The sequence below is a fragment of the Stenotrophomonas sp. RS-48 genome, assembly GCF_030053245.1.
GTDB lineage: Bacteria > Pseudomonadota > Gammaproteobacteria > Xanthomonadales > Xanthomonadaceae > Stenotrophomonas > Stenotrophomonas maltophilia_P.
The window spans coordinates 1-16,225 of sequence record NZ_JASGBV010000105.1 but is presented as its reverse complement, the minus strand read 5'-3'; the positions used below and the strand labels follow the sequence as shown (position 1 = coordinate 16,225).

The 16,225-nt window shown below is 64.2% G+C and carries 15 protein-coding genes and 1 pseudogene; 7 read left to right on the top strand and 9 right to left on the bottom strand.

Annotated features, from left to right (window positions below; genetic code table 11):
- Window positions 1-511: pseudogene (locus QMZ25_RS17405) on the bottom strand (hypothetical protein); the annotation flags it as partial.
- A 5-nt stretch (window positions 512-516) separates the two neighbouring features.
- Complete coding sequence (locus QMZ25_RS17400; RefSeq protein ID WP_283220035.1) at window positions 517-2,880, bottom strand: TonB-dependent receptor; 2,364 nt, start codon at window positions 2,878-2,880, stop codon at window positions 517-519.
- 138 nt (window positions 2,881-3,018) lie between these two features.
- Here QMZ25_RS17400 and QMZ25_RS17395 point away from each other — a divergent pair, with 138 nt between their 5' ends.
- The gene (locus tag QMZ25_RS17395; protein ID WP_283220034.1) at window positions 3,019-4,701 is read left to right on the top strand and encodes an ABC transporter ATP-binding protein; all 1,683 of its coding nucleotides are present in this window, start codon (window positions 3,019-3,021) and stop codon (window positions 4,699-4,701) included.
- Window positions 4,702-4,817: 116 nt separating this feature from the next.
- Window positions 4,818-5,636 (top strand): trypsin-like serine protease, encoded by an 819-nt coding sequence (locus QMZ25_RS17390; protein WP_277380684.1) that lies wholly within the window; start codon window positions 4,818-4,820, stop codon window positions 5,634-5,636.
- Window positions 5,637-5,648: 12 nt separating this feature from the next.
- On the opposite strand, the gene QMZ25_RS17385 is transcribed toward QMZ25_RS17390, so the two are convergent.
- The 3 genes from QMZ25_RS17385 to QMZ25_RS17375 form a co-directional block, all read right to left on the bottom strand.
- Window positions 5,649-5,927: a hypothetical protein gene (locus tag QMZ25_RS17385; protein WP_053515798.1), complete on the bottom strand. Its 279-nt coding sequence runs from the start codon at window positions 5,925-5,927 to the stop codon at window positions 5,649-5,651.
- Window positions 5,928-6,114: 187 nt separating this feature from the next.
- The gene (locus QMZ25_RS17380) at window positions 6,115-6,471 is read right to left on the bottom strand and encodes a hypothetical protein (protein ID WP_283220033.1); all 357 of its coding nucleotides are present in this window, start codon (window positions 6,469-6,471) and stop codon (window positions 6,115-6,117) included.
- 469 nt (window positions 6,472-6,940) lie between these two features.
- Window positions 6,941-7,843, bottom strand: a complete 903-nt coding sequence (locus QMZ25_RS17375) for a LysR substrate-binding domain-containing protein (protein ID WP_283220032.1) — start codon at window positions 7,841-7,843, stop codon at window positions 6,941-6,943.
- Between the two features lie 91 nt (window positions 7,844-7,934).
- On the opposite strand from QMZ25_RS17375, the gene QMZ25_RS17370 reads away from it, so the two are divergent.
- The 5 genes from QMZ25_RS17370 to QMZ25_RS17350 all read left to right on the top strand — a co-directional run bounded on the left by QMZ25_RS17370 (window position 7,935) and on the right by QMZ25_RS17350 (window position 12,683).
- Window positions 7,935-8,963, top strand: coding sequence for a glutathione S-transferase C-terminal domain-containing protein (locus QMZ25_RS17370; protein ID WP_283220031.1), 1,029 nt, complete (start codon window positions 7,935-7,937; stop codon window positions 8,961-8,963).
- Entirely contained in the window at window positions 8,960-9,586 is a 627-nt protein-coding gene (locus QMZ25_RS17365) for a LysE family translocator (protein ID WP_283220030.1), read from the top strand. The genes QMZ25_RS17370 and QMZ25_RS17365 overlap by 4 nt, the downstream gene beginning before the upstream one ends.
- A gap of 119 nt (window positions 9,587-9,705) precedes the next feature.
- A complete protein-coding gene (locus QMZ25_RS17360) occupies window positions 9,706-10,344 on the top strand; it encodes a TetR/AcrR family transcriptional regulator (protein ID WP_111186952.1) in 639 nt (212 codons plus the stop codon).
- 78 nt (window positions 10,345-10,422) lie between these two features.
- On the top strand, window positions 10,423-11,409 hold the full coding sequence (locus QMZ25_RS17355; RefSeq protein ID WP_283220029.1) for an MDR family oxidoreductase: 987 nt from the start codon (window positions 10,423-10,425) through the stop codon (window positions 11,407-11,409).
- A 176-nt stretch (window positions 11,410-11,585) separates the two neighbouring features.
- Entirely contained in the window at window positions 11,586-12,683 is a 1,098-nt protein-coding gene (locus tag QMZ25_RS17350; protein ID WP_065182259.1) for a hypothetical protein, read from the top strand.
- Window positions 12,684-12,782: 99 nt separating this feature from the next.
- On the opposite strand, the gene QMZ25_RS17345 is transcribed toward QMZ25_RS17350, so the two are convergent.
- From QMZ25_RS17345 to QMZ25_RS17330, 4 genes are all read right to left on the bottom strand, one after another.
- Window positions 12,783-13,181 carry a hypothetical protein gene (locus QMZ25_RS17345; protein ID WP_283220028.1) on the bottom strand — a complete coding sequence of 133 codons (399 nt, stop codon included), beginning with the start codon at window positions 13,179-13,181 and terminating at the stop codon, window positions 12,783-12,785.
- Window positions 13,162-13,557: a hypothetical protein gene (locus QMZ25_RS17340; RefSeq protein WP_283220027.1), complete on the bottom strand. Its 396-nt coding sequence runs from the start codon at window positions 13,555-13,557 to the stop codon at window positions 13,162-13,164. The genes QMZ25_RS17345 and QMZ25_RS17340 overlap by 20 nt, the downstream gene beginning before the upstream one ends.
- Window positions 13,558-13,676: 119 nt before the next feature.
- Window positions 13,677-14,009, bottom strand: a complete 333-nt coding sequence (locus QMZ25_RS17335; protein WP_345782746.1) for a TonB-dependent receptor — start codon at window positions 14,007-14,009, stop codon at window positions 13,677-13,679.
- A complete protein-coding gene (locus QMZ25_RS17330; protein WP_345782745.1) occupies window positions 14,006-15,661 on the bottom strand; it encodes a TonB-dependent siderophore receptor in 1,656 nt (551 codons plus the stop codon). Before QMZ25_RS17330 ends, QMZ25_RS17335 begins: the two co-directional genes overlap by 4 nt.
- Between the last annotated feature and the right edge of the window lie 564 nt (window positions 15,662-16,225).

The following is a 16,225-nucleotide window of genomic DNA, read 5'->3' as shown; positions in this document are numbered from 1 at the left end:
CGCGGGCGACGTCACCGGACAGCGTGGCGAAGCCGGCAAGGATGATGAGCAGCGGCGCTACTACCTGCAGCGCCCAGGCGGCAGAGAAACCGTCGAACCGGCTGAGGGCGGTACCCGCGTCCATCGCGCGATGCCTGGCCGGGTTCTGTGTGTGACCTTCGATGAACACCGAGGTGCCCAGTACATCGGTCAGTCCCGGATCGAGCGCGGCCAGGGGTCGCACCGGTGCGGGAATGGCGCGTCCCACATGCGCCGCGGCATGGGGATCGATCACGCCCTGGCCGTCCCACAGCCGCGCTTCCTCCGCTGCTACGGCCTGGCGCTCCTGCGCCTGCAGGGACAGGCGCGCGGCACCCGTGGCAACGGATGCGCCCGCAAGCAGCAGCAGGACCAGGGCGAGCCACGGCAGGCGCCGCTCACGCCACATCAAGGTCAGCTGGGTTGCCGCGACACCAGCAGCTTGCCGAAGCGTCGACGCAGGCCGGAAGCGGGCGGGGGAGGGCGGACTCATCCGGCTTACCAGCGATGCGTGAGGGTCACCGACAGGAAGCGCCCCAGCGCGGTCGCATTGGTGGGGTCGTAGCCGGTGTTGATGCTGTTGATGATGAAGGGCGGATCCCGGTCGAGAAGATTCTGCACGTTGAGGGCGAGCGACGTGCCTTCGTGGTCGCCGGCCGGGGCGCCGAAGTGGTACTTGAGGTTCAGGTCGACGGTCGTCCAGGAGCTTACGTGTGGGTGGGCGATGTTGGCCGGATCGCGGTAGCTGTCCACGTAGTTCACGAAGACGCCGCCTGCGGCCTGGCCCCGGTCCAGGGTCAGGCCGCCGCGCAGCTTGAGGTCGACCGGGTAGTAGACCGCGTTGACCGCGTCCAGCTCGGGCGATGTGCTGGTCACGCGCCGCGTCGATTCGAGGATGTACTGCCCGGCCAGGTTCATCGCGATCCGCGTCTGGCCCACATCGACGCGATAGGACGCGTTGAGATCGACGCCGCGCTGCGAGGTGTATGCGTTGTTGCGGAAGCGGTTGTCCAGGATCACCTGGCTGCTGGTCTCATCCAGGCCGGCAGGGAGTGCATACGGCCCCACACGTGAGACGAACAGCCCCAGGCCCGACACGCCCAGTTGGCGCGCCTGCTGGATCTGCTGCTGCGATGGATCGACGGTCAGGATGTCCGCGTAGGGGGCCGTGGACTGCAGGAACAGGGACGGGAAGCTGCCGCCGAAGCCGCTGCCGATCCGGTCCGCATAGTCGATGTGATAGTAGTTGGCATCAACCGTGAGGCCGGGAACGGAGGGCGGCGCGAACGAGAACCCGCCGGTCCAGGTTTTCGCACGCTCGGGGCCGAGATCGGGATTGCCGTTGGAGAGCATCATCAGGACGGTGCTGCCGTTGGCCGCGTTCGGGTTCGGCACGTTCGCCACGACCACGGTGTTGTTCAGCTGCATGTCCTGGTAGACCGGCGCGCGGTAAGAGCGGCCGTAGCTGGTACGGAAGGAGAGTCCCTCGGTGGCTTCCCACAGCAGCCCCAGCTTGGGATTCAAGGTGGAGCCGAAGTCGCTGTAGTCGTCGTAGCGCGCCGCCGCGGTCAGCGACAGGCTGCGAACGCCGGGCATCTCCTTGAGCAGCGGGATGTTGAGCTCGGCAAAGGCGGACCTGATCGTGCGCTGCAGATCGAGCGGCTTTTCCAGCCCACGGTGATCGAGCAGCTCATAGCCATCGCGGCGGTAACCGACGCCGACCGCTGCGCGTACCGGGCCGGCGGGCAGGCTGAAGACCTCACCGTCGGCCACCACGTCCAGATAGCGCGATTCAGAGTTCGTATCCGTCGGTGGCGCCGTGCTGACGGTGCTGCCGGTAATGGTCGTGCGCTCGTAGGACACCTCGTTCCTGCCGAATCCAGCGTCCAGGCGCGCCTGCCACTGGCGCGGGAGCTCCAGGGTCAGGCCTGCGAACACATCGAACTGCTGCGTGTGCGGGAACAACCGGGTTTCGTCGGCCGTGCCGGAGATGGTGGTGTCCATCTCGCGCTTGGCGAACGAGCCGGTGAGATTCAGCGTCAGCACATCGCTGAGCTCCTGCACGCCATCGACATACAGGCTGTGCCGCTTCGATCCGGGATAGAGATCGTAGGGCCTGACCGTGACGTTCCGGGAGAAATCCTTGTCGGTGGCGGGCAGGTTGCCCTGCTTCAGGAACTCGTAACTTGCCAGCACACGGCCGCGGTCCCACGCCCACCCTGCGGACTGCGACACCTGGTACTCGTCCATGTTGCCGGTGGTGACCGTGCCGTACCGCAGCGACGACTCATAGCCGGTGAAGTCCTGGCGCAGGATGATGTTGACGACGCCACCGACGGCATCGGTGCCGTAGATGGCAGAGGCACCATCGGTGAGGATCTCCACGCGTTCGACCGCACTGAGTGGAATCAGCGATACATCGACATACTGGTAGCGGTTCGATGAGGTCACGCGATGGCCGTTGACCAGGGTCAGCGTAGTGCCCGTACCCAGGCCACGCAGGTTGATCGCGGTGCCCTGGCCGAAGTTGTTGCCGGTATCACGGTCAACACCGAGATTGGCCACATTGGCACCATTGGCGCCGCCACCGAAGTTCTGCGGCAGCTTCTCGAACAGCTGCTGCAGGGAGGCCACGCCAGTGCGGTCGATGGCCTCCCGGTCGATCACGATGACCGGCGACGCACCACCGCCGACGGCATCGCGGATGTTGCTGCCAATGACCAGCACCTTGTCCAGGGTGGCCGTGGGTGCATCGTCGTCGGTGCCCGCGTTCTGTGCCTGGGCTGGTGCTCCGATCTGCAGCGCGGCAGCGATGCTCGCGGCCAGCAACGCGCGCCTACCGCCCTTGAATACCTGTTCCATTCCCCGGTCCATCACTCTCATCCGATATCGGCCTGTAGCACGGTCACGTGCATTTTAGAGCGATGTTATATCATATCATTCAATTGTACAGGGACTGCCTTGCCCTGTGGACCGCCGAGACGCCGGGGACCGAGAGTGATGAAGCCGTTCGCTGTGCCCGCGCCTGTCAGCGAAATACTGACGGCCTACTGGAAAGCCGATCGCACGCTGCTGCTGCTCATTGCCGCCACCGTGCTGCTCTCCAGTCTGGCCACCGTTGCCGCGCCCTATCTGTTCTCGCGGTTGATCGACCGCCTCCCCGGGCAGGGCGCAGCGGTCTTGGCCGGGTGGTTCGTTCTCTACGCGGTGCTGCTCGGGGTGGGCAGCGTGCTGCAGAACACGGTGCAGTACCTGTCATTCCTCAGCGGCGAGAATCTGGGCTTCATCACGAGTACCCGCTACTTCGCGCGCCTGCTGAAGAAGACCAGCAGCTTCTTCGTGGAATACAACGCAGCGGAACTGCAGGTGGCCGGCGAAAAGGGGCGGGGGGCGCTCAAGATCGTCGTGCAGCTGGGCCTGGTGGCCTTCATTCCCAGTGCCCTGCAGATCGTGTTGACCCTGGTCACCTTGGGAGCGCTGATCAACATGCAGATCGTCGCCATCGTGCTGGGCTACGGCACGGTGGCCGTAGCGCTATCTGCCCTCGCTACCCGACGTGCACGCATCCACCGCGAAGCGGCCGTCGACGCCGGCCAGCAGAACGCCCGCTTCGTCGGCAATGCCATGAACGCCATGGAAACGCTCAGGCAGTTCGGCGGCAGCGGCTGGATGGTGCAGCGCTTCGAGCAGAAGGCGCAGAGCGTGCGCGACAGCTGGCGTGCCTACGTGCTGCAGCGCGTAGGCTTCATCGCCCTGCTGGGCATCGGCCTGGCCATCGAGTTCATCGTCACCTTCAGCCTGCTGCTGCCGGGCTACCAGAACGGGCAGCTGAGCGTGGGCGACATCGTCCTGTTCAATCTGCTGCTGCTCCAGCTCAACCTGCCGCTGGAGATGATCGCGCGCTCCATCGACGACGTCGCGCGCTCGTGGAGCATGCTGGCGCCGCTCTCTACCCTGTGGGCCGCGCCCGAGGAACCGCAGGTGGCCCATGCCGAACGGTTCTCCGCCCGCAGCGGCCTGCTCCAGTTCGACGCAGTGAGCCATCGCTATGACAATGGTCGCGGCGTCACCGATGCGACCTTCCACGCCGGACGCGGCGGCATCACCTTCCTGATGGGAGAGACCGGTACCGGCAAGTCGACACTGTTCAAGCTGGCGCTGAAATCCATCGAGCCCCAGCACGGCCGGATACGGGTGGACGGTACCGACCTGGCACGGATCGATCGCGCGACGTGGCACGCGGCCGTCGCCGTCGTGCCGCAGGACGTGATGCTGCTCAACGAAAGCCTGGCCGACAACATCCTGCTGGGGCGCCCGCGCGATGACGAGCGGCTGCGGCACGCCGCACGCAAGGCTGCCATCCTCACCTTGATCGAGGCACTGCCCGAGCGCTTCGAGACCACCGTCGGCGAGCGTGGCCTGAAGCTCTCCGGCGGTGAGCGGCAGCGCATCGCCATCGCACGCGCACTGTATGGCGAGCCCGCGATCCTGTTGCTGGACGAAGCGAGCTCGGCCCTGGATGAGGCCACCGAACGCGAGATCATGGGTCATATCCGGGCGCTGGCCAGCGAGGTGACCGTGCTGGCCATCACCCATCGGCGCAGTGTCGTCACCGACGCCGATCGGGTGGTGGAGCTGGGCGGCGCGCAGATCGAATTCCTTGGCAGGCCAGCGCAGCCCTGATTCCGCGCCCGCTTTGCCGGCCTTCGTCGGCCGGCGCGGGCTCTGGTCGCATGCCGCTCACCTGGCAGGTGCATTTGGGCTAGCGTTGGCACTTGAACACGGGGATGCAGAAATACATGAAACGTTGGCTCTTCCTGATGCTTGTAACGGTCCCGTTTGCTGCCGGGGCCATCGTCATCCGTGACGACGTGGACGATGCCCGTTACCGCATCGATGGATCTGCCTTCCCGGCCCTGGCCGACCTGCCGGGAGAGGGGCACGGCGTACTGATCGCTCCGCGCTGGGTGGTCACCGCCGCGCACGCGGCACCGATGGACGGCATGGGTGCCGAAGTCACCGTCGGTGGGCGCAACTACGCCGTCGCGCGTGTGTATCTGCACCCCGGCTTCAGGCCGATGCCGGCCGCGCTGGGCGAAGAGGCCCTGGCAACAGGCAGTGCAGGGAAGATCCACGCGTTCCTGGCGGCATCGGATGACATCGCGCTGATCCGGCTGGCAACGCCCGTTGCCGATGTCGAGCCCGTCGCCCTCTATCGGGGCGCGGGCGAGGTTGCGCAGGTGGCCACCTTGATAGGGAAGGGCGCCACCGGGAATGGCGCCGAGGGGTTGATCCCCGGAGGGTCGCATCGCATCGCTCTGCGGCGTGCGTTCAACGCCATCACCGGCGGCAACGACCGCTATCTCTGGTACCGCTTCGATCCGCCGCCGCGTGGCCTGCCGCTTGAAGGCGTGCTCGGCAACGGCGACAGCGGTGGCCCGCTGGTCATCAATGTGCAGGACCACTGGCAGCTGGTCGGCCTGGGTTCCTGGATCACCGCCGTTCCCGAGCACGCCCTTGAGGCCGGCTTCTATGGCCAGGTGGTGTTCAACGTGCGCATCTCACGCTACGCCGGCTGGATCGACCGCGTCATGTCCGGGGACGACGCCGGTCGATAGCGGTCGCCGGGTTTAACCCGGCAGCTCGCACTTCATCTTTCCGTCCACGTAGTACGGCTTGGGCACGTTGGGGTTGTCGCTGGTCTTCTCGAAGACCACCTCGAACGAGTCGGTATCCGGCGAGCCCTTGCGATCGGTGCAGGCGTCCTGCAGCTTCTTCTTGACCGCAGCAATGCCGGCATCGCGGTTGGCGCCTTCGGCGCTGTTGGTCAGGTTCACGGTTTCGGCCGAGGCCAGCGGACTCAGGGCCAGCAGGCAGCCGGTAATCAGCACGGTGTGGAGCTTGGTCATGGACTCGCCTCGTGAAGGTTCAGGGGCTTCGAGGATAGTGCGCGGCTGTTAACGGTGCGTGGTTGGGTGTGATGCGTCACGTTAATAAGTGCCGCCCGCCGGTCAGGGCGGGCCCACATCTACGGACGCTGCGGTCAACGGGAGTGGCTGTGTGTCCCGCGAGCGCCAGCGCCCGCGGGACGAGGCATCAGCCTTCCGGCAACAGGCGTTCACTGGCGTGTGCGGTCAGCCCAAGGCCGGCCATGACCAGCCCTTCCAGCACACGGTCGCCGACGTACTGGTCAGGCTCTCCATTCTTGCGGGCGCGCTCTGCGGCAAGCAGAATTTCCATCACCACGCGCAGGCCGTTGAGAGAACAGTCGGCGTCGGACAGCGCCATGCGTCGCCCTTGCGGCAGATGACCCTCCGGCCAGGGCCGGCCGTTGGACGCGGCACCTGCGCCGATGCTGTGCAGCAGTGAAACGAAGGCGTTGGGATCCGGTGTGGGCTCGTTGGCGGGATGCAGGCGGATCGGCTGCGTAGGAGGGGAGTAGGCCTTGGTCATGGCAGGGCTCCGAACAGATAAACGGAAGCCGCCACCCGTAAAGGTGGCGGACGGTGCGAGGTTCGAAACCCGGTCTACGCTAAACCGGCAGGCGCAAGGCCTCCGCGCACCGCCCGCCATAGCCGGCCGACGGATTGACAGCCGGCACCACCTGATGGGTGATGCCGGCTGGCAAGCGTGTACTTCAGCGTAGAACCGGGGTTTCGAAGCCCGGCCACCCGTTTTCGGTGGCGCGCCAAGAATTACTCCCGGTCATGCGGGAAGCCAAGGGCTTGGGGCTGATGCCGACAACGCCCTCGACGCTTTCGGCATTGTTGCATAGCTGGCCGGGGCAGGGAGGCGCCCATCGTGCAAGGATTTGGCCTGATTTCAGGCGTGGGCTGTCGTGGTGGTGATGGCTCGAGTCCCGGAGCCTGGAATTCAGGGCAATCACGACACGCGGCAGAAGGGATCTGAAGGTGCTGGGCACTCAGATCACCGTATCGCTAAACGCCGCCTGTTCTTTCAGCCATGCGATCACCGTCGATGCGCCGCTGCGCACATCGCGGTGCAGTGGAAGCGCAATCCAGTAGGCCGGGCCGAGCACTACAGCGGCATCTTTGAATGGCCTTACCAGCGCGCCCGAGGCGATGTCATCGAATGCAAAGCAATGGCGCGCCAGCGCGACGCCCTGGCCCTGCACAGCAGCCCGAAGCACGAGGTCTGACGATGAGAAGCGCGGGCCGGCAGTCACATCCATCGAGGCCGGACCGTACAGCTGCCGCCATGCCTCCCACGATGCATGTGGATCACGATCATGCACCAGCCGCGTCCCGAGCAGGTCGGCCGGCTGCGCCGGTTGGCCGGAAGCTTCGAACAGCGCCGGGCTCATGACCGGATACAGGACTTCGTCCATCAGCGGCTCGCACCTGGCATCGGGCCAGGGCCCACGGCCCATGCGTATGGCCAGGTCGATGTCGCCGGTCTGCAGGTTGTCGATCTTCTGGTCTACAACCACCGACACCTCTAGATGAGGATGCGCCTGCTCGAGTCGCGGAAGGCGCGGAAGCAGCCAGCGTGCCGCAAATGAAGGTGTGGTCGATACGGTCACCGATCGCCCGGAGCGTGCTTCCTGCACTGCGGTGATTGCGCGCTCGATATCGCGGAAGCTCGACAGCGTGGCTCGGCCCAATGCCTCGCCTTGCGGTGTAAATGTGATTCCTCGCCGGCCTGCAGCGTCGCCGACCAGCCGTACACCCAGCCAGAGCTCCAGCTCCGCGAGATGGCGGCTCACCGACGAGTGGACGATGCCGAGCTCGCGCGCGGCCGAGCGAATCCCGCCGTGGGCATACACGGTGGCGAACGCCCGAAGTCCGTTGAGGGGCATCTTCATGGTGGACTCAATAATAGACCAGAAGCGGCGTTACTTGGACCAGCTTGCCATCACACGATGTTGCATCGAGTCCAGATCGGAGAGGATGAACATGGGAATGCTGGTCGATGGCCGCTGGGTCGATGCCGATTCGACAATGATCGATGGTCGCTTTGTGAGACCGGAAAGCATGTTCCGGCAGGGTCTGGATGGCATTGCGGGCCGACTGCGTGCACAACCGGGTCGCTACTGGCTCATTGCGTCGTCCAGTTGTCCGTGGTCGCATCGCACCCTGCTGCTGCGTGCCCTCAAGCGCCTGGAGCATGCAGTGCCGGTGCAGATCGCGGGTGGTGAGCGAAGGCAGGGCTACGCGGTGGCCGGCGGTGCCTCCTGGGTCGTCCCGGGATGCGGCTCGCGGGTCCGGCACCTGCACGAGATTTACCGTCTGTCGGCACCCCGTTACACCGGCCGGGCAACAGTGCCGGTGCTGTGGGACAGTCAGGCCTGCAGGATCGTCAGCAATGAGTCGTCGCACATCATGCGCGCGTTCGATGCGGCCGATGCGAACGTCGCGGGGGCGTTCACGCTCGTCCCGCCCGCCTCCCGCGGCCGGATCGATGCCCTCAACGCCGCGCTTCAGGCCGGGCTGTTCAATGCCGTCTATCGCGCCGGTTTCGCGCAACGGCAGGACGCCTACGAAGAAGCTGTCGAGAGTGTGTTCGCCATGCTGGATCAGTTGGAGCGGCGTCTTGCGAATGCACGCTATCTGTTTGGCCTGATCATCACCGAGACGGACTGGCGCCTGTTCCCGACTTTGGTCCGGTTCGACGCCGTCTATCACGGCCACTTCAAATGTTCACGTCGGCGACTGATCGACTACCCGCACTTGTGGGCCTACGCGCGAGACCTGTACTCCTGGCGCGGTGTCGCCGCTACGGTCGATCTCGATGTGATCCGCAACGGGTATTACTGGCACGATCGAAGCGTCAACCCGTTCGGCATCATTGCCGCCGCACCTGATGCGGACTGGTCGGCTGCGCACGGTCGCGAGCGCTTCGGACCGGCGCGGGTGACGCTTGCCTCCGGGCAGGCGATTGAGGTCGATCCCATGACGCTTCAGTGCGGAGAGGCGGTGCGATGAGCGCTCTCCTGATCGGCGCAGGTGTCATCGCCGTTGCCACCATCACGCCAGGTCCCAACAACCTGCTGGTCATGCGCATCGCCGCGCGAACCGAATTCGTGAGCGCGCTGCCAGCGATCGCCGCCATCGTTGCCGGAGGATTGGGCATGTGGGCGCTGGTGGCGGCCGGAGCAAGCACCGCATTCCAAACCGTGCCGCACCTGTACGCCCTGATGACCCTTGCTGGCGGGGCGTACCTGTGCTGGATGGGCGCCCGCCTGGTCCTGGAAACACTCCGGCCACCTGAGAAGCACGTGCCCACGCCGACCAGTGTCCGGCACGGCAGCGTGGTGGCGCTGTTCTGCTTTCAGTTCGTCAATCCCAAAAGCTGGGTGCTGGTGCTGACGGTGACTGCCGTCGTCGGCAATGGCGCCGAGCCCCTGCGGACCTCCCTTGTGCTGGCGGCAGCGTTTACGGTGATCTCCGCACTTTGTCTCGCACTCTGGTGCGCGATGGGCGTTTCAATGATGCGCCATCTGGACACAACCGCGGCACGCAACTGGATTGACAGGGTGATGGGCGCGCTGCTGTTCGCATCAGCACTGTTGCTCGTGCTCGCTCCGGCCGACATGCCGAGCGCATGATCCCAATCATGATCGGCGGGGTGCTGGTTCCAGCTCTGAGAATGGCGAAGCCTGGCAACTCTGGAGGGTTCAGACCTGCCCGTTTGAACTTAGAAGACGGTCGGTCTAAAGTGTGCGGCATGACTCCTGCTGTCACTACGACTACACGCCGCCGGGGGCGCCCGCCGAGGGCGGATCGCGGCTTTGATGACACCCGGCGCGAGCTGGTGCGCACTGGGATCGCGTTGTTGACGGAGCGAAGCTTCTCTGCAACGGGCATCGACGCAATCGTCAGGCAGCTGGGCGTCCCCAAGGGCTCGTTCTACCACTACTTCGACAGCAAAGAGGCCTACGGCTTGGCTGTGCTCGAGGCCTACGACGAGTATTTCTGCCGCAAGCTCGACCGGCATCTGCTGGACGAAGAACGCGATCCGCTTGAGCGGATCCTGGGATTTGTCGCCGACGCCTGCAGTGGCCTGGAACGATTCGACTTCCGGCGAGGTTGCCTGGTCGGCAACCTTGGCCAGGAGATCTCGACACTGCCGCAGGCCTACCGTGCCCGATTGATCGAGGTGTTCAACGGATGGGAATCCCGGCTGGCCGCGTGCCTTGAACTGGCCCGGGCGCGCGCTGAGCTCTCGTCCGATGCGCGCTGCTCCGAGATCGCCACCGCCTTCTGGATCGGATGGGAGGGAGCTGTCCAACGAGCACGGCTTGAGCGCAGCGCTGCGCCGCTCACGATCTTCGCCAATGCGTTCCTGGCGGGCTTGCCCCGCTGAGTCCATGTTCCTTTGCCGGCTTGTAGCCGATCAGTCCAAATCATGCAGCAACCTTGCCGCTGCCCCAGGAGGAAGGCCATGTTCAACGCCGTATACATAGACAAGACGGGAAACGAATTGCAGGTCGACGTCAGGCAGGTGCCTGAATCGGCCCTGCCGGAGGGCGACGTCACCGTCCAGGTTTCGCACAGCACACTGAACTACAAGGACGCGATGGCAATCACCGGCCAGGGCGGTGCGGTGGTGCGGTCCTTTCCGATGGTGCCCGGCATCGACCTGGCCGGCACTGTGCTCGAGTCGGCGGACCGGCGCTATCAACCGGGCGACCAGGTGGTTCTCAATGGCTGGGGCGTGGGTGAGCGGCACTGGGGAGGGCTTTCGCAGCTGGCACGCGTCAACGCCGACTGGCTGATCCCGCTTCCAAAGGGCATGCAACCCGAGCAGGCCATGGCTATCGGAACGGCCGGCTATACCGCCATGCTGAGTCTGATCGCGCTGGAGCGTCATGGCCTTTCTCCGGATGCCGGTGAAGTGCTGGTTACCGGAGCGAGCGGAGGCGTAGGCAGCTTCGCTGTGACATTGCTGGCCGATCGTGGCTACAACGTCGTGGCGTCCACCGGACGGCTGGACGAGACCGACTACCTGAAGTCCCTGGGTGCCAGCGAGGTTATTGATCGCAATGTGCTGTCCCAGCCAGGCAAGCCACTTCAGCGGGAGCGGTGGAGTGCCGCCATTGACTCGGTGGGCAGCCACACACTTGCAAATGTGTGTGCCGCCATCAAGGAAGATGGCGCCGTGGCCGCGTGCGGGCTGGCTCAGGGCATGGACTTTCCTGCCACGGTGGCGCCCTTCATCCTGCGCGGTGTGAGCCTGCTGGGAATCAACAGCGTCACGCGGCCCACCGCAGAGCGGCTCGTGGCGTGGGAACGGCTTGCCAAGGACCTGGATATGACCAAGCTCGACGCCATCTCCCAGCACATCGGCCTGGGAGAGGTTGTAGCCACTGCCGAAGCCCTGATGGCAGGACGCATCCGCGGACGCGTCGTGGTCAACGTCAATCGTTGACGTGAGGATCGTTGCCGCTGCCTGATGATGGCGTGCCGCCGCTGGCCGGGGGCTCTGCCATTTCCTGAAGGCGCGGGCCTGCACCGCGCCGACCATCGACCAACGCCTTCTTCACTGCCCGCGACATTACACTTGCGCGCTTTCACATGCGGAACAGGGAGGCAAGTAACCCCATCGTGAGAGCCATTTCCTCTATTGCCGCTGCCGTGCTCGTCAGCGCTTCGCTGACAGCGGAGGCATCGGAACGCGATCGAAACGGCGGCGCTTACTTCGAGCCGGGCGGCGCGGCAAGGTTCAATTACGGCTGGCTCGACTACGGCGCGACCAGCCGCCTCCAGCTTGAACTGCTGCGTGCAGACCTCGACGCTGGGACCGGGCCGTTTTTCTTCTCTGCCCAATACCGCTGGTACGATGGTTTCGACGCTGTGCATCACGCCTACGCGGGCTGGCAGTTCTCCGATGCTACCCAGCTGAAGGCAGGTATCCAGCAAGTCCCATTCGGGCTGCTCCCTACCGTTTCGCAGAGTTTCTGGTTCGGCTCCGGCTACTACCTGGGCATCGAGGATGATTACGATCCGGGCCTTGTAGTGATTCACCGCAGCGGCAGCACAACCTGGCATCTCGGCTGGTTCTCCGGAGACGAATACGGATCGGGTGCTCGCTACGATCGCTATTCCTTCGATGTCGCGCAGACCGAGGCGTTGCCGTATCGCGAGCGGCAACGGCTGCATGCACGCGTGGAGAATGCGCGCGACTGGGCTGGCGGGGACCTGCTGCTGGGCGCATCCGCGTTCGCCGGCAAAGTGCAGAACACACAGACACGACGCCATTACGGTCACCAGGGTGCAGCTCTGCATGCACAGTGGACGCGCGATGGCTGGACCGCGCAGTTGCAGTGGGCGCGGTACCGGTATGACGTGCCCGGAGATCGCATCGCAATGTCGGCGTTCCAATCCCCCTTCCAGGTTGCAGCGCAGGCGGATGTGCCAAGCGCCAACATCGCCTATTCGTTCGGCCGGAAGGGCTGGCTGGATGACATCACCTGCTATAACAACCTCAGCATGACCCGCCCGGTCGGGCACCGCGCGGGCCTACGCAACTCGTGGCAGAACGTGACCGGTTGCAGCCTGCAGAAGGGCGTCATGCTCACCTATGTCGATTGGATCGCCGGACGCAACATGTGGTTTGCCGGCGGCGACGGCATCGGCATCAGCGAGGGAGGCCCTTCGCGCTGGCATTCTCGGTTGAATCTGAACCTCGGTTTCTACTTCTGATCGGCCTCGCGCGCTCAGCAGGACCTTCCATTGAAGAACTCGGAGGCATGCTGTCAGGAGCGCTGAGGCGCCGCAGGTACAGCGCCCAACGAAGGCGGCTCAGGGCGTCTCGTTTGATTGAGACAGCAGATTCCTCGCAACTTCTATTGCCTTCTCGCGTGAGGTGACAATGTGGAGAGGGTAGCCCCAGAACTTGGAAAAGGGTACCGAGAACGTCTTGTAGGCGACGCGCTTGGCCGGATTGGGCTCGACCAGGACCATCGCCAGAACCAGCCTGCGAAGCTCGGCCTTGTGCTGCTTCATCCACAGCGCCATGCGTTTCTTCTCCGCTGGCGAGTGGTCATGCTCCTCCGATGGCGCCGTATCAGTGAGAAGTACGAAGGGCTCCCCCCGGCGCAGATTTTCCTCGAACGCGTCGAAGTCATACTGATGTTCGTGTTCGGGGCCTTGCGCGAGGTCCATCCAGACCAGGGGAAAATCACTGCTGTTCATCGACATGGGCGGCTTCCTTCAGTTTGATGTGTCGCCAGGTGGTCGCTGCAGCGAACAGGCCCGGCAGCGTGATGAAGAAGATTGCGGAAAAGGTGACGTGCCAACCGTCCCTGAAACCGTCGAAGACGCCGCCGAGCGTATTCAGCAGCACAAGTGCGCTCCCCAGTATCAGCGCAATCCAACAGGATCTTCGGGTATTTGAGAGTGCGAGAAGCACTGTCACTATCCAGCACCCGTAATAGGCGGGAAATGCCCAGAGCGCGTCGTGATCAAACGTGATTGCCGGTGCCGCTCCATTGGCCCTGGCGAAGTCGTTGACGTAGAAGAACAGCTGGAAGGTGACGAAGAGAATGGCGCCAGCGGCAGTCGTCAGCCACAGCAATGCAACTCTGTCTGGAACACTTCCGGGCCGGGGTGGGGCGGTGGGCGAGGAGGGTTGGGTGGGCATGGCGGATTGTTCTCTGATGAGCCTCTATGGATCTTGTCGGGTACAGCGATGAATCAGTATCTGTAGTCCAGCGTCACCATCACATTGCGCGGCGCGCCATAGCCGACGGTGTCGAAATCTCCCTTCTGAAGCGCGTACTTCCTGTCCAGGACGTTGTTGACGTTGATGGCCACACTGGATTTGTCCGTGATGGAGTAGCGACCCATTACCGAGAGAAGTGCATAGGATCCCTGTTCTCCACCCAGGGAACTGGTTCCCGTGTTGGGCGCGTTGTAGAAGCGGCTTTGCCATTTGAAGCCGCCGCCCAGCGTCAAGCGGTCCCATTGGCCCGGCAACCGATAGGTCGTGAAAAGCTGCGCCGTGGTGCGGGGCAACTGCGTGTTCAAGCGCTCGTGGGCACCGTCCTTCGCAGTGAAGTGCGCGACACCCGCGTAGACGTTCCATCCACGGACAGCTCTCCCTGAAGATCCAGCTCGATACCGCGAGACCTGGTCCCGTCGGCGCCGCGGTAAGCCTGCGCTCCGCTGGGTGTGTAGGTGCCGGCGACCGATTGCGCGGCGTTGTCCAGTTCGGTGTGGAAGAGGGCAATCGATGCAGTCAAGCGCCCGTCAAGAAGCCCTGCCTTCAGCCCGATTTCGCTTGTTCTGCCTTTTGAAGGGGTCAGCACGTTACCGTTGCTGTCCCGATACTCGGTCTGGGGGTTGAACACTCCTGTGTGGCTGGCGTAGACCGAGTACGTCGCGTTGATGTCGTAGATCAGGCCGGCGTACGGGGTGAACTCGCCACTTTTTCTGTAGTGCACCGGTGCTCCACCGGCCGCATCGTCGATTTCATAGGTACTGAGGCGACCCCCGACGATCAGCTTCAATGGTTCAGCCAGCGAGAGTCGCGCCGCGCTGTAGACGCCACCTTGCTTGATTCGGGTTCGCGTCGGCGTTGTGGACATCGCATCGAAGTCAGGCCTGCGGAATGAGGGGCTCAACTCATACACGTTCACCGGCCAGATGCCTGCATAGAAGGGGGCGACGTCCTCCTGATATGCGTTGCGCCGCGAGCGGGTGGCGCCGACGACCAGATCGTGCTGTCGGCCAAACAGCTGGAAGGGGCCACCGGCCATGACGTCGAACGTGTTCTGGCGACTGCGCCCCTCGGACGCCAGCGCTACCGGATAGGCCCCGTTGGGGAACACGCCCAGGCCTGTGGCACGATCAGGTCGGCCGATCAGGCCAAGGAGCTCGGCGGCATGCTCGGTCCGATATTGATTCGCGGTGGCCTGGAACTTCCAGCCGTTTCCGAAGAGATGCTCGATTTCGGCGAAGGCCGTCTTGAGGGTGTTGTCCCAATAGCTCCAGTCCTGCGCGTAGTTCCTGGAGCGCGGATACTCCGCTTGCGTACCATCGCTGAACCAAAGTGGCAGGCCTCCCCAGGTCGATCCCTTCGGCGTGATGTCCTGGTATTCGTACCCCAGGCGGAAGGTCGTGTCGGCGGTCAGATCGGCCTCGATGACGCCATATAGCGACTTCCTCTGCGGCCTGTAACCATCAAGGTAGCTATGTCCGTCCTGGTATGTCCCCACCAGTCGCGACCGGATCCGACCGTCCGCGGTCAGCGGTGTGGAGATGTCGCCGACGCTCCGATAGGTCTCCCAGCTGCCAGCCCCCAGCGAAGCGCTCGCCGAGAAATCACGTGTCGGTCGTTTGCGGACAAGATTGATCGCGGCTGAAGGGTTGCCGGTACCTGTCAGCAGGCCCGATGCACCACGCACGACTTCCACGCGGTCGTAGAAGGCTGTATCAACAGCGCCGATGCCACTTCCATTGACGGTGCTGCCGACCACCGTGGGTATGCCGTTGTACTGGATGTTATTGATCAGGAAGCCGCGCGCATAGAAGCTGGTACGCTCACTGTCCGACTGGTACGTGGCGATTCCGGAAGTGCTCTCCAGCGCTGCCTGCACCGAGTCCAGGTGCTGGTCATCCATGCGCTGACGCGTCAGTACAGTCAGTGCCTGCGGCGTCTGCTGGAGCGACAGCGGCATGCGCGTGGCGGCAGAGGACTCCCGCGTCGTATAGGATCCTGTGCCCTCTGTGGCCGCCTTGTCCTTGTGAGCCAGCACTGTAACCGTGGGTAACGCGGTCTCTTCCGGCTCTGTCCTTTCGTCCGCGCGATCCGACGGAACGGATTCGCCTGCAAATGCGGTCGGCGCGCCCAGCAGGGCCCATGCAACTGCCACGGCCAGGCCAGCGTATCGGGCGTCCCTCGGGCGCCCGCGCCTGTACTCCAGATCAGAATTCCCATCCGCACCTGCAAGCACGTTGATCGGGTAATGGGGAGCATCGGCGCTCTGCGGGCCAGTCATAGATAATAGTCATTCGCGTTTGGGCGCCACATTCAACAACGAAATCCAGTGGAACACTGGCGAACCCAGGCCAGACTATTGTTCAGTCAGGCCAGGTCGGCAGGCGGCAGGCGGCAGGCGAGAGTCGGCTACACGAAGGAGCGGGGTCGAACCGGGCCAGAGGTGGAGCAGGTCAGGCATACGCCGGCGAGCTGGCCCGCGGCAAGGTGATCTGTGCCGGTCGCGAGGGCATCGACAGCTGCC

What these genes read in the sequence shown, in the direction of transcription:
- QMZ25_RS17400 (WP_283220035.1), bottom strand. Translation starts at nt 2,880, where the DNA reads ATGGAACAGGTATTCAAGGGCGGTAGGCGCGCGTTGCTGGCCGCGAGC.
- QMZ25_RS17395 (WP_283220034.1), top strand. Translation starts at nt 3,019, where the DNA reads ATGAAGCCGTTCGCTGTGCCCGCGCCTGTCAGCGAAATACTGACGGCC.
- QMZ25_RS17390 (WP_277380684.1), top strand. Translation starts at nt 4,818, where the DNA reads ATGAAACGTTGGCTCTTCCTGATGCTTGTAACGGTCCCGTTTGCTGCC.
- QMZ25_RS17385 (WP_053515798.1), bottom strand. Translation starts at nt 5,927, where the DNA reads ATGACCAAGCTCCACACCGTGCTGATTACCGGCTGCCTGCTGGCCCTG.
- QMZ25_RS17380 (WP_283220033.1), bottom strand. Translation starts at nt 6,471, where the DNA reads ATGACCAAGGCCTACTCCCCTCCTACGCAGCCGATCCGCCTGCATCCC.
- QMZ25_RS17375 (WP_283220032.1), bottom strand. Translation starts at nt 7,843, where the DNA reads ATGAAGATGCCCCTCAACGGACTTCGGGCGTTCGCCACCGTGTATGCC.
- QMZ25_RS17370 (WP_283220031.1), top strand. Translation starts at nt 7,935, where the DNA reads ATGGGAATGCTGGTCGATGGCCGCTGGGTCGATGCCGATTCGACAATG.
- QMZ25_RS17365 (WP_283220030.1), top strand. Translation starts at nt 8,960, where the DNA reads ATGAGCGCTCTCCTGATCGGCGCAGGTGTCATCGCCGTTGCCACCATC.
- QMZ25_RS17360 (WP_111186952.1), top strand. Translation starts at nt 9,706, where the DNA reads ATGACTCCTGCTGTCACTACGACTACACGCCGCCGGGGGCGCCCGCCG.
- QMZ25_RS17355 (WP_283220029.1), top strand. Translation starts at nt 10,423, where the DNA reads ATGTTCAACGCCGTATACATAGACAAGACGGGAAACGAATTGCAGGTC.
- QMZ25_RS17345 (WP_283220028.1), bottom strand. Translation starts at nt 13,181, where the DNA reads ATGTCGATGAACAGCAGTGATTTTCCCCTGGTCTGGATGGACCTCGCG.
- QMZ25_RS17330 (WP_345782745.1), bottom strand. Translation starts at nt 15,661, where the DNA reads ATGCCGCTGTCGCTCCAGCAGACGCCGCAGGCACTGACTGTACTGACG.